The sequence below is a fragment of the Pseudomonas sp. FP1154 genome, assembly GCF_030687245.1.
GTDB lineage: Bacteria > Pseudomonadota > Gammaproteobacteria > Pseudomonadales > Pseudomonadaceae > Aquipseudomonas > Aquipseudomonas rhizophila.
Genome location: NZ_CP117465.1, coordinates 3061551 through 3073749, shown reverse-complemented (window position 1 = coordinate 3073749; position 12199 = coordinate 3061551). Strand labels below are relative to the sequence as shown.

General features: G+C 59.2%; 8 protein-coding genes. 6 read left to right on the top strand and 2 right to left on the bottom strand.

Translation table 11 applies throughout. The features are described 5' to 3' along the window. Positions 1–466 precede the first annotated feature (466 nt). Together PSH91_RS13870 and PSH91_RS13865 are read right to left on the bottom strand one after the other, a co-directional pair. Complete coding sequence (locus PSH91_RS13870) at positions 467–1465, bottom strand: F-box protein (protein WP_305465927.1); 999 nt, start codon at positions 1463–1465, stop codon at positions 467–469. A 1389-nt stretch (positions 1466–2854) separates the two neighbouring features. After that, the gene (locus PSH91_RS13865; RefSeq protein ID WP_305465926.1) at positions 2855–3967 is read right to left on the bottom strand and encodes an FAD-dependent monooxygenase; all 1113 of its coding nucleotides are present in this window, start codon (positions 3965–3967) and stop codon (positions 2855–2857) included. A 400-nt stretch (positions 3968–4367) separates the two neighbouring features. On the opposite strand from PSH91_RS13865, the gene nosR reads away from it, so the two are divergent. Genes nosR through PSH91_RS13835 form a run of 6 tightly spaced genes read left to right on the top strand, consistent with a single transcriptional unit; the run spans position 4368 to position 12155 of the window. Next, on the top strand, positions 4368–6536 hold the full coding sequence (gene nosR / locus PSH91_RS13860) for a transcriptional regulator NosR (RefSeq protein ID WP_305465924.1): 2169 nt from the start codon (positions 4368–4370) through the stop codon (positions 6534–6536). 53 nt (positions 6537–6589) lie between these two features. Beyond that, positions 6590–8509 carry a TAT-dependent nitrous-oxide reductase gene (gene nosZ, locus PSH91_RS13855; protein WP_305465923.1) on the top strand — a complete coding sequence of 640 codons (1920 nt, stop codon included), beginning with the start codon at positions 6590–6592 and terminating at the stop codon, positions 8507–8509. Between the two features lie 26 nt (positions 8510–8535). Beyond that, complete coding sequence (locus tag PSH91_RS13850; RefSeq protein WP_305465921.1) at positions 8536–9855, top strand: nitrous oxide reductase family maturation protein NosD; 1320 nt, start codon at positions 8536–8538, stop codon at positions 9853–9855. Then, positions 9852–10769 carry an ABC transporter ATP-binding protein gene (locus tag PSH91_RS13845; RefSeq protein WP_305465919.1) on the top strand — a complete coding sequence of 306 codons (918 nt, stop codon included), beginning with the start codon at positions 9852–9854 and terminating at the stop codon, positions 10767–10769. Before PSH91_RS13850 ends, PSH91_RS13845 begins: the two co-directional genes overlap by 4 nt. Beyond that, complete coding sequence (locus PSH91_RS13840; RefSeq protein WP_305465918.1) at positions 10766–11596, top strand: ABC transporter permease; 831 nt, start codon at positions 10766–10768, stop codon at positions 11594–11596. The genes PSH91_RS13845 and PSH91_RS13840 overlap by 4 nt, the downstream gene beginning before the upstream one ends. 31 nt (positions 11597–11627) lie before the next feature. Continuing rightward, positions 11628–12155 carry a nitrous oxide reductase accessory protein NosL gene (locus tag PSH91_RS13835; protein WP_047225823.1) on the top strand — a complete coding sequence of 176 codons (528 nt, stop codon included), beginning with the start codon at positions 11628–11630 and terminating at the stop codon, positions 12153–12155. Positions 12156–12199 lie beyond the last annotated feature (44 nt).

The window sequence follows — 12199 nt, the reverse complement described above, 5'->3', positions numbered from 1 at the left end:
GAATACAAAAAACGGGATGAGCAAGTGGCGTCATGCGCCTTATTCAAGGGCGGCAGAGAAATCGAATTGAATGAGGAACCTTTAAACTAATAGGCACCACTCATTTAGTGCGATGTCATCGCGAAGACTACGTTTCATCACTCATTAATAAAGGGGGGGCATATGAAAAAAGCAACTTTTAAAGCTGTTGGTTCGGTTAAAACCTACCTGGTATTGGCTATCTCGGCTGCTGGGTTCGCTTCTCAAACCGTAATGGCAGGTGGTATTAGTCCAGGCTGGTAAATATCCAGTTTCTAGTGCTATGAGTATGCGCTTGGCATTCATGCCAAGCGCTTTTTTTTGCCGCAGCAAAATGGCGGGGCATTTTTAAAGCTGTAAATATCTGGCTAAATGCAAGGCGTCAGGGTGATAGGCACCATCCTGTATTTTTAGCCTCAGATGCCCATTATGCGATCCTATCTACCTATCAAGCCCAGCGTTGAAGCTTATTCAGTCTGGTCATAAGCTCATCCTGCTCTGAGGCACGCAGCGAGGCAACTGCTCGGGTCGCGGAAGATAACGGGTTGATCATAGGAATTGAAGGTGTGTAGTTCGTTGCATATAAGTTTTCCATTGCGCTTATATGTTGCTCGAGCGCGGCGCCTCGATCTTCCTCGGGTAGATGTTGCAACCCATGCAGGTTCATATTTCTCAAGGTCCAGGCCATCTGGTCTTTTGTTGTTCTCATTCCCATGGGCTGGGCCGATGTGACGACTTCACGCAACTTGCTTGATGCAGCCAAGCCTGTAGTGGCCAAGACCGGCGCGCGTGTGAAGTTCAACAACGACGCCATTGCGCCCGCGAGTTTCATGCTTTGCCGGGGTGAGGTATCAATTAATGATAGAGTCTGCTCGATCGTTTTTTTCAAATGCTCAACGTCTCGAGTACCCTCGCTTAACTCTGAAAGTTGGCGTTGCAAATAGGTTGCCAGGTGGCGACTCAGTTCTTGATGATCTGCAGAGTGGAGGGATGAGGCTAATAACCTTAAGGCATCGTCTATTGCCTGGGGGGCAGCGCGTCCATGACCAGCATTGAACTGGCGGACCAATTTCTGCAATTGGTTATGCTCCCGGCCGGCGTTGGGTAAGGTCTGGTGATAAGCACGCGCTGTCCTGGCGAGCGCAGCCTTGTCTTTTGCGGGCAAATGACCGGCCACCTCCAAAAGGATATCTTGCGGAACATTGCTCAAAGGGCTGGGCCCGAGTGAGTGGTCTGCAGATGAATGATTAAACTGAATACCCGTCAAGAGTGACTCGCGTGGATGGTTCGCAGGGGCATCCTGTCGTGCCGGCGCTGTTTGCCTTCCGGTAGGTTGCACATCGTGTGGACGGGCGGCTGGGCCGGCGGCAGGAGCCTCTGGCGGTAATGGATCGATCGAGGTGGCGTCGCTATGATATTTGCGCACGCCGGAAATACAGTTGCCCATTGTGATTACTCCCTGTGTATCAAATCCAATGAGTGGTTCCAGATTCTCTGCGAGTTCCCAAACCCGATCACAGCTACAGCAACTGTTATGTAAGGACAGGGACCGCGGGAATTTCGCAGAATGTAACGATGAAGGGAACTCACCGCAAACAAGTAGCCACTCACAGCCACGTGATTCGCCTGAACCCAGGCGTTATCTTTAATGTTGTTACTTTTACCGTTGGTTACATTGCGCCTCTACCACCGGGAAAAATCTCAACCTGATTCATATTTGATTTTTAATAGGTTCAATGAGAGGAAAGCAAATGTCAGCTCGAATTCCAGGCGGGGTATATTTCCCACCGGTGAGGCATATCGACGCTCATACTGAAACCCATGTGAATCAGCAGGAAGCTAGTTCGAGGGAGCCTCACGACGCTGCCTCACCGCCGTCCAGGCGCTTTGAGCGCGGCCGTATCAGTCCTTTTCCTGTGGGAGAGTCCAGCGTTCCAGCCTCCCGATCGCACGGGCCCTTTGAGCAGGGGCGTATTGACCCTTTTCTCGTAGGAGAGTCCAGCGTTCCAGCCTCCCGGTCGCACGGGCCCTTTGAGCGTGGCCGTATCGATCCTTTTCCTGTAGGAGAACCCAGCGTTCCAGCCACACGGCCGCTCAGTCGCTTTGTGCCAGGCCGCATCAATCCTTTTCATGTGGGAGAGTCCCAAAGTCTAGCCTCAAGTTCGGCAAATACTCCGCAGGGGGAACGCATCATTCGGCCGCCACTTCGACATGGGCAACACCAGGCTCTTCCTTTATCGGCTCTTGAACTGTCTGCAAATTTCGCCAGAGAAGGAGGGCGCGGTCATGACAGTGAAGAGACACAGCCTTACACCTCGCTACCCGTAGCACTTCAGCAATCCGCTGATGCAGCGCGCGCGAGGCGTCATCGACCGAATTTTTCTGAGATAAGAGATTCTGGCCAAGGCACACCCACTCAGCCCTCTTTACAGGGCCATGGAACCGTACCTCCACCACGTTATTCCACGTTATTCGTCGGGAATCCGGACGAACTCCCCCCTTACACCATCACCGAGGAATAGACGTCTAAACAGTAAGCGGCATGCCCGTGGTGATGTGATTGTTTTGCGCTACACGGACGACAGCGGGTTGGGTTTCAGGGAAAAAGCTGAGCACTGATAACTCTGCCAACACGTGGCCCAGCCTTGCCGCTCGGTAGGACTCCTATACCTCTTCTGATGCCTAAGATGAGACCCGCTTGGGCGTTGGACTGTGGTGGGGGTAGTCCGCGGTCTAGGTAGCGACGCGCATAACCATGGGCTCGGTGACGAGCCAGATGGCGTCGATGCGGATCACTCGGACAGCTCACGGACAAAGCGGGGCCCCGTATCTTCAGTCAAAGGGGGGCCGCCAAAGGCGAGTAACTCCGTGCATACAATCTGTTACCGAGCACTTTGAGGACGGCGTTGCGCATCGGAGTCGGCCACGCCCGCATTTTATCCCGGGCTGCACATTGCTTTTGCGTCCATTCCACGCGATGTCTGCGTTTGGCGGTGTAAGTCGCGAGTGCGTCATCTGGGCTCCCTGCTGCGGCTATAGACTCTGCCAATACCAGCGCATCCTCAAGAGCCATGCCCGCGTTCTGCGCCATACTCGGTGAGGCTGCGTGAGCCGCATCGCCAATGAGCACAACACGTCCCTTTACCCAATCGTCCATGACGACTTGTTCTATTTTGCTGAAATGCACCAGCGTGCCTTCCGGTATCTGCGTAATGAGCGGCAAAATAGGACCGGAAAAATCTTTGAACAGTGCTGGCAGCGATGCTTGCGCGGTTGTGCTCTGAATGTCCTGGAAGGCGAGCGCGGTATCGGCGTATACATAGATGTCATTGGCGTTTACGGGAATTGCGAGCAGAGCTTTGCGATGACCCAGCATCGCCGTCCAGCTATCAATGGCTGTGGTGTTACGCGTTATGAAGCGCCAGCTGACATTACCGACGTAGGTCGGATTGATCGCCGGGAACAGCATGCCGCGTACCGATGAACCAATACCATCAGCACCGATGACAATGTCATAAGTGGAGGATGAACCATCGGAAAAGCTCACCTGGCATGTCGTGGCTGATAGCTTGATCGTTTCTACCGCCAATCCAAAACGTAGCTGAGTCCGAGACAAGGATTGACGCAGAATGCCGTGCAACTCAGCGCGAGGAAGTGAGAGGCAGGGCCCGCATGATCCCCACACGTCTTGGGTCTGTGTCACAGATAGCTGCCTGCCGTTTTTGTCGAGGATGCTTTGGGTGCGGATGACGGCGGCGGCACTTTGAACACGGTCGAGCAGGCCCAGTTGTTTGAGCGCGCGGCCAGCGTTTCCCGGCAGAAACAGTCCTGAGTCACCAGAGGCCTCGTCAGGGCGGCGTTCCACCAAATCTGCCTGGTAGCCTTTGAGTTCAAGCGCTCTGGCCATGGAAAAACCGGCGATTCCGCCACCGACAATCAAAATTCTCATCCACAAGCCCTCAGTCATATCAAGTCTTTGTAACAACAGCCAAAGTTGGCAATTTATTCCGTCGGTGTAATGCAACTATCAGGCAGGGCTGCTTCTCCAGCTTGCCTATGGATGGAACTGCGCCCATTTCGAAGGGCTGCACACATTAGTCGAATCGATGAGTGGCTCCACCGCTACGAAGAGTTCCCTGCGTTGTGTGAACGCAAGCGCTTTCTCGGCAGTGCCCGCTAAAAATAAAGCAGTGCGCGGGGACCGGTGGCTCACTTGGACCAGCCGCCTGATTGCGTCGAGCCCGGCACTCGGAGGAGTTCATGTCCTCAACTTGATTTCAATCAAGGGCCGCGCAGGGGAGTGGGTCCTACCATGATCGCCAAGATCCTGTCCTTAAGCCCTGGCGTCCATGACCCCTCCCTTTGTGATGCTGCACCCATCCCGCTTCTGGCTCCATGGGCTGCTCGTTCTCCTGCTGTTGATCGCAAGCCTCGCCCAGGCCAAGGACTACGGTGATATCCAGCAACAGCGCATCCACCACGTCCTCAAGCAGACCGACGCAATCTCCGAGCCTGAAGGGCCGTACAAGGTTCGCAAACTGTCCGCTGCCGGCAAGGTCGTCGGCTATGTGTTTCAAAGCCTGGACGTCGTCGACATTCCCGCTTATTCAGGCAAGCCCATCAACGTCCAGGTGATCCTCGATCCGGCTGGTGTGATCCTCGATGCTTTTGTGCTTGAACACCACGAACCGATCCTGCTGATCGGCATTGCCGAAGAAAAACTCCACGCGTTCAGTGCCCGCTACAGCGGCATCAAGGTCAATCAACGGGTGGTGGTGGGGCACTCCAGCGACCCGAACGCGGTGACGGTGGATGCAATTGCCGGCGCCACCGTGACGGCGATGGTGGTCAACGAAGTGATCATGCGCGCCGCTCACGATGTCGCGGTTTCCCTGGAGCTGGTCAAGGGGGATGCGGGGTTGGCGGTGGCGCCGGCCCGGGTGCGTGAAGACCTTTACGAACCCGCCGACTGGAAAACCTTGACCGGCAACGGCGCGGTGCGTCGCCTGCACCTGACGCGCGGCCAGGCCGATGCTTCCTTCAAGGGGACCGAGGCCGAGGGTGTTGAAGCCGCCAGCGCCGAGCAAGCAGACGACACCTTCATCGACCTGTACGTCACTCACCTGAACCCGCCCACCATCGGTCGCAACCTGCTGGGCGAGGCGCAATACCGCACGTTGATGGACGAGCTCAAACCCGGCGAGCAGGCCATCGCCGTGATGGGCAGCGGTCGCTATTCCTTCAAGGGCTCGGGGTATGTGCGCGGCGGCATTTTCGATCGGGTACAGGTGCGTCAGTTTGGCGACGCCATCAGCTTTCGCGACCTGGACTTCCAGCGTCTGGACGACGTGGCGCCGACGGACATGCCGGAGTTCGACGAAATGGCGATTTTCATCGTCCGCGCCTCCCACCGTTTCGACCCGGGGTCGCCCTGGAGCCTGGAACTGCTGGTGCGTCGTCAGACCGGACCTGTCAGTGGCATCTTCAGCAGCTTTGAACTGGCATATCAATTGCCCGAGCCCTATCTGGAAAGGCCATTGCCGACGGCTGAGCAACTGGCGGCGGCCGAAGAAGCCAGCCGACCGATGTGGTTGACCATCTGGTACCAGAAAAGCCTCGAGATCAGCGTACTGGGCGTGGCCCTGCTGGTGCTCACGGCGATCCTGTTCCTGCAGGATGCGCTGGCCCGGCGCCCGAAGCTGTTGCACTGGGTCCGCCGTGGCTACCTGATGTTCACCGTGGTGTTTCTCGGTGGTTATGCATTGGCTCAGCTGTCGGTGGTCAATGTGCTGACCTTCGTTCATGCCCTGTTCGAAGGCTTTCGCTGGGAACTGTTCCTCACCGATCCGCTGATTTTCATCCTCTGGGTGTTCACCGCCGCCAGCATTCTGTTGTGGGGGCGCGGGGTGTTCTGCGGGTGGTTGTGTCCGTTCGGTGCGTTGCAGGAGTTGCTCAACGAGCTGGCGCGCAAGTTGAAAGTGCCGCAGTACGAGCTGCCGTTCGCCGTCCACGAGCGACTCTGGGCAATCAAATACATCATTTTGCTGGTGCTGTTCGGCGTCTCGCTGGAGTCGATGTCCAGCGCCGAACGGTTGGCCGAAGTGGAGCCCTTCAAGACCGCCATCACTCTCAGGTTCGACCGTCAGTGGTGGTTCGTGGCGTATGCGCTGGGTCTGCTGGTGGTCAACCTGTTCACCCGCAAAGTCTATTGCCGCTACATCTGCCCGTTGGGGGCCGCCCTGGCGATGCCGACCCGGCTGCGGCTGTTCGACTGGCTCAAGCGCCGCAAGGAATGTGGCAACCCCTGCCAGCTGTGCGCCAAGGAATGCGAGATCCAGGCGATTCACCCCGATGGCCGGATCAACGCCAACGAATGTCACTACTGCCTCGATTGCCAGATGACCTGGCACAACGAAAACAAATGCCCGCCGCTGATCAACAAGCGCAAGAAGCGCAGCAAGGCGAGCGCGACCGATGCGCAACTGATTCCCGTGGTGCAGGTGACCCCGGCGCCTTAAGACACCCGAATGTCCTGTCCCTTGACCCTTTCATTCTTCATGGAGCACACAGCATGAGCGATAAAAAAACCGAAACCAGCGGCGCGATCGAAGAACCCAGGGGCGTCAGCCGTCGAGGATTTCTAGGGACCAGTGCGGTGACCGGCGCCGTGCTGGCCGGCGCCACGGCGCTGGGTGGCGCGGTGTTCACCCGTGAGTCCTGGGCTGCGGCGGCCAAGGAAGCCAAGTCCAAAGTCCACGTCGGCCCCGGCGAGCTGGACGACTATTACGGTTTCTGGAGCGGTGGCCATCAGGGCGAGGTGAGGGTGTTGGGCGTACCGTCCATGCGCGAGCTGATGCGTATTCCGGTGTTCAACGTCGACTCGGCCACCGGTTGGGGGCTGACCAACGAAAGCAAGCGCATCCTGGGTGACAGCGCCAAGTACCAGAACGGCGACTGCCATCACCCACACATCTCCATGACCGATGGCAAATACGACGGCAAATACCTGTTCATCAACGATAAGGCCAATTCCCGGGTCGCGCGCATTCGCCTGGATATCATGAAGTGCGACAAGATTCTCACCGTGCCCAACGTACAGGCGATCCATGGCCTGCGCCTGCAAAAGGTGCCGTACACCAAGTACGTGTTCGCCAACGCCGAATTCGTCATCCCGCATCCCAATGACGGTCGCACGTTCGACCTGCAAGACAAGAACAGCTACACGATGTTCAACGCCATCGACGCCGAAAAAATGGAAATGGCCTTCCAGGTGATCGTCGACGGCAACCTGGACAACTCCGACGCCGACTACACCGGCAAGTACGCCGCCAGCACCTGCTACAACTCCGAGAAGGCCTACGACCTGGGCGGCATGATGCGCAACGAGCGCGACTGGGTGGTGGTGTTCAACATCCCGCGCATCGAAGCGGCGATCAAGGCCGGCAAGTTCATCACTCTGGACGGCTCCAAGGTGCCGGTGGTCGATGGTCGTAAAACCGATGGCAAGGACAGCGCGTTCACCCGCTACATCCCGGTGCCGAAGAATCCCCACGGGCTCAATACCTCGTCCGACGGCAAATACTTCATCGCCAACGGCAAGCTGTCACCCACCGTCTCGATGATCGCCATCGACCGGCTGGATGATCTATTCGACGACCGCTACAAAGACCCGCGCGAGGTGATCGTCGCTGAGCCGGAACTGGGCCTGGGGCCGTTGCATACCACCTTCGACGGGCGCGGCAATGCCTACACCACCTTGTTCATCGACAGTCAGGTGGTGAAGTGGAACATGGACGAGGCCATCCGTGCCTACAAGGGCGAGAAGGTCAACTACATCAAGCAAAAGCTCGATGTGCAGTACCAACCCGGCCACAACCACGCGTCCCTGACCGAAACCAGCGAGGCGGACGGCAAATGGCTGGTGGTCTTGTGCAAGTTCTCCAAGGATCGCTTCCTGCCCACCGGTCCGCTGCACCCGGAAAACGACCAGTTGATCGACATTTCCGGCGAAGAGATGAAGCTGGTACACGATGGCCCGGCCTTTGCCGAACCCCATGACTGCATCCTTGCCCGGCGTGACCAGATCAAGACCCAGAAGATCTGGAGCCGCACCGATCCGTTCTTCGCTGAAACTGTGGCCTTGGCCAAGAAGGATGGCATCAACCTGGAGACCGACAACGAGGTCATCCGCGACGGTAACAAGGTGCGGGTCTACATGACTTCGATGGCGCCGGCCTATGGCCTGACGGAGTTCACCGTCAAGCAAGGCAACGAGGTGACGGTGACGATCACCAACATCGACCAGATCGAAGACGTCTCCCACGGCTTTGTCATGACCAACCACGGCGTGAGCATGGAGATCAGCCCGCAACAGACCTCGTCCATCACCTTCATCGCCGACAAGGCCGGTTTGCATTGGTACTACTGCAGCTGGTTCTGCCACGCCCTGCACATGGAAATGGTCGGGCGCATGCTGGTTGAAAAGGCCTGAGCAGGTTCAACGAGGAGACGGGTTCAATGACCGGTAACCAGCAACAGCCTGCGGGCTACGCTCGCGCACCGGTCATTGCCCTGGTGCTCCTGCTACTGTCGGGCGGCGCGCTTGCCGCGCCGCAGCCGATCACCGACTTGCCATTGCAGGCCGACGGTGAACGGCAATGGCGCCTGCCTGCGGGGCAATACCGCGGCTCGTTCAGCATCGACCAACCCATGACCCTCACGTGCGCGCCGGATGCGGTATTCCAGGGGCAGGGTGAGGGCAATGGGGTGATCATTCGCGCCCCGAACGTCCAGGTCCAGGGCTGTACCTTCCTGGACTGGGGCCACGACCTCACGGCCATGAATGCCGCGGTGTTCATCCAGCCTGTCGCCCAGGGGGCGGTGGTCCGAGCCAACCGCATGCAGGGCCAGGGTTTCGGTATCTGGGTCGATGGCGCGCGGGATGTCAGCCTGATCGACAACCGCATCCAGGGCGATCCCGGGCTGCGCTCCCAGGACCGGGGGAACGGCATTCACTTGTACGCGGTACACGGTGCCCGGGTCATCGGCAACCACGTACGCGAAACTCGCGACGGCATCTATATCGACACCTCCAACGGCAACCTGCTCGAGGGCAACATCCTTGAGGATTTGCGCTACGGCGTGCACTACATGTTCGCTAACGATAACCGTCTGTTGGGCAACGTCACCCGGCGCACCCGCACCGGTTATGCCTTGATGCAAAGCCGTCAACTGATGGTCATCGGCAACCGCTCCGAACAGGACCAGAACTACGGGATCCTGATGAACTACATCACCTATTCCACCCTGCGCGACAACGTGGTCACCGATGTTCGCGACGGGTCCACCGGCGACACCATGATCACCGGTGCCGAGGGCAAGGCCCTGTTCATTTACAACTCATTGTTCAACCGCATCGAAGGCAATCATTTCGAGCGCAGCGCGGTGGGCATCCACCTGACCGCCGGTTCGGAGGACAACCGCATCGCCGGCAACGTGTTCGCCGGCAACCAGCGCCAGGTCAAATACGTGGCCACGCGGTTGCAGGAGTGGTCGGTGGACGGGCGCGGCAATTACTGGAGTGATTACCTGGGTTGGGATCGCAACGGCGACGGACTGGGGGACGTGGCCTATGAACCCAACGACAACGTCGATCGCCTGCTGTGGCTGTACCCCCAGGTACGGCTGTTGATGAACAGTCCGGGTATCGAGCTGCTGCGCTGGGTACAGCGGGCGTTCCCGGTCATGAAATCCCCCGGGGTGATGGACAGCCATCCATTGATGCACGCGCCGCTCCAGCCCCCGCCACGCAACAGTGCTCAGGAGGACGCGTCTTGAACGTCGTCGAGATCGAAGGCGTCAGTCAGCGCTACGGCAATGCCACTGTGCTGCGCGGGCTGAACCTGAACCTGGCCCAGGGCGAAGTGCTCGGGCTGTTCGGGCACAACGGTGCGGGCAAGACCACGACCATGAAGCTGATACTCGGTCTGCTGCGCGCCAGTGAGGGTCAGGTGCGGGTATTTGGCCGGGAGCCGAGTGATCCGGGCGTGCGCAGAATGCTCGGTTACCTGCCGGAGAACGTGATGTTCTATCCGCAGTTGAGCGGGCTGGAAACCTTGCGCCATTTCGCCCGCCTCAAGGGCGCGGCGCCAGACCAGGTCGAGCGCTTGCTGGAGGAGGTCGGGTTGGCGCAAGCGGCCCGGCGGCGTGTGCGCACGTACTCCAAGGGCATGCGCCAACGCCTCGGGCTGGCCCAGGCCTTGCTCGGCCAGCCGCGACTGCTGTTGCTGGACGAACCCACCGTCGGCCTGGACCCCATCGCCACCCAGGACCTCTATCAACTGCTCGATCGGCTGCGCTGGCAGGGCACCAGCATCATTCTTTGTTCGCACGTCTTGCCTGGCGTGGAAGCTCACATCAACCGCGCCGCGATTCTCACCCAAGGTCGCCTGTTGGCCCTGGGCAGCCTGGACCGGTTGCGCGAAGACGCGGGGCTGCCGACGCTGATCCGCGCCTCGGGCCTGTCGCGGGCCGATTGGCTTCGCCAGCATTGGCGCAGCGAAGGGCACCTCACCCAAGGGTGGGGTGCGCAAGGGCTGCAGGTGTCCGCGCCGGATGGCAGCAAACTCAAGTTGCTGCGCCAGTTGCTGGCCCAGGATGACCCGACGGATGTCGAGATCAAACCGCCGTCCCTGGAAGATTTGTACCGTCATTACATGGTTCGCGCGGCGACCGAGGAGGCCGGCTCATGAACCCGATCTGGAACATGGCCCGCAAGGAATTCAGTGACGGCTTGCGCAACCGCTGGTTGTTGGCGATCAGTCTGTTGTTCGCCGTGCTGGCCATCGGCATCGCCTGGCTTGGCGCGGCGGCGTCCGGCCAGTTGGGGTTTACCTCGGTGCCGGCAACGGTGGCGAGCCTGGCCAGCCTGGCAACGTTCCTGATGCCGTTGATCGCCTTGTTGCTGGCCTATGACGCGATCGTCGGCGAGGACGAGAGCGGCACCTTGCTGCTGTTGCTGACGTATCCGTTAGGGCGCGGGCAGTTGCTGCTGGGCAAGTTTGTCGGTCACAGCCTGATCCTGGCGCTGGCGACCCTGATCGGCTTTGGTTGCGCGATGTTCGCCATAGCCCTGCTGGTGGACGATATCGAGCTGAGCCTGCTGCTCTGGGCCTTTGGCCGCTTCATCGTCTCCAGCACGCTGTTGGGTTGGGTTTTTTTGGGGCTGGCCTATGTGCTGAGCAGCCTGTCGGCGGAGAAATCCACCGCCGCCGGGCTGGCGCTGGGGGTGTGGTTTTTCTTCGTGCTGGTGTTTGACCTGGCGTTGCTGGCACTGCTGGTGCTGAGCGAGGGCCGGTTCAGTCCGGACCTGCTGCCGTGGCTGTTGCTGTTCAACCCCACCGATGTGTATCGGCTGATCAACCTGTCGGGGTTCGACGCCGGTTCCAGCGGCGCGGCAGTGCTGACCTTGGGCAGCGACCTGCCGGTGCCCGGGCCTTGGCTCTGGCTGTGCCTGTGGTTGTGGATGGCTGTGCCGTTGTGGCTGGCCTATCGATTGTTCAACCGCCGGTGTCCGTGATTTCTGATCTTGATAGAGGGAGCATGTAACGATGAACAGGGTGTATTCGAGGACAGGCCGAGTTCTCGCAGGAGTGTTGGTGTGCCTGGTGCTGGTGGCATGCGGCAAGCCTGAGTCGACACCGGCCTCAAAGGCGGCGCTGGCGTTCCATCCCAGTGACGAGTGCCATGTCTGCGGCATGGTCATCACGGATTTTCCCGGACCCAAGGGCGCCGCAGCGACCGCCAGCGGCGTGAAAAAATTCTGCTCGCCGGCCGAGATGCTCAGCTGGTGGCTGCAGCCGGAGAACCATCGGGCCGACGTCCAGTTGTACGTCCACGACATGGGGCGCAGCCACTGGAACACCCCGGATGATGAGCACCTGATCGATGCCCGGACCGCCTATTTCGTCGTCGGCTCCAAGCTCAAGGGCGCCATGGGCGTCGTCCTGGCCACGTTCGCCGACGCCCAGGCGGCGGAAAAACTCGCCCGCGAGACCGGCGGCCAGGTGCTGCGTCTGCAAGACATCGACCAGAAGCTGCTGGGACAGGCCACCGCTATGTCGCCGATGAATCATTGAACGAGCAACCTGCTCCCGCTGAGGTGAGCAGGTTTGCCCTGATC

What these genes read in the sequence shown, in the direction of transcription:
- nosR (WP_305465924.1), top strand. Translation starts at nt 4,368, where the DNA reads ATGACCCCTCCCTTTGTGATGCTGCACCCATCCCGCTTCTGGCTCCAT.
- PSH91_RS13870 (WP_305465927.1), bottom strand. Translation starts at nt 1,465, where the DNA reads ATGGGCAACTGTATTTCCGGCGTGCGCAAATATCATAGCGACGCCACC.
- PSH91_RS13840 (WP_305465918.1), top strand. Translation starts at nt 10,766, where the DNA reads ATGAACCCGATCTGGAACATGGCCCGCAAGGAATTCAGTGACGGCTTG.
- PSH91_RS13850 (WP_305465921.1), top strand. Translation starts at nt 8,536, where the DNA reads ATGACCGGTAACCAGCAACAGCCTGCGGGCTACGCTCGCGCACCGGTC.
- nosZ (WP_305465923.1), top strand. Translation starts at nt 6,590, where the DNA reads ATGAGCGATAAAAAAACCGAAACCAGCGGCGCGATCGAAGAACCCAGG.
- PSH91_RS13835 (WP_047225823.1), top strand. Translation starts at nt 11,628, where the DNA reads ATGAACAGGGTGTATTCGAGGACAGGCCGAGTTCTCGCAGGAGTGTTG.
- PSH91_RS13865 (WP_305465926.1), bottom strand. Translation starts at nt 3,967, where the DNA reads ATGAGAATTTTGATTGTCGGTGGCGGAATCGCCGGTTTTTCCATGGCC.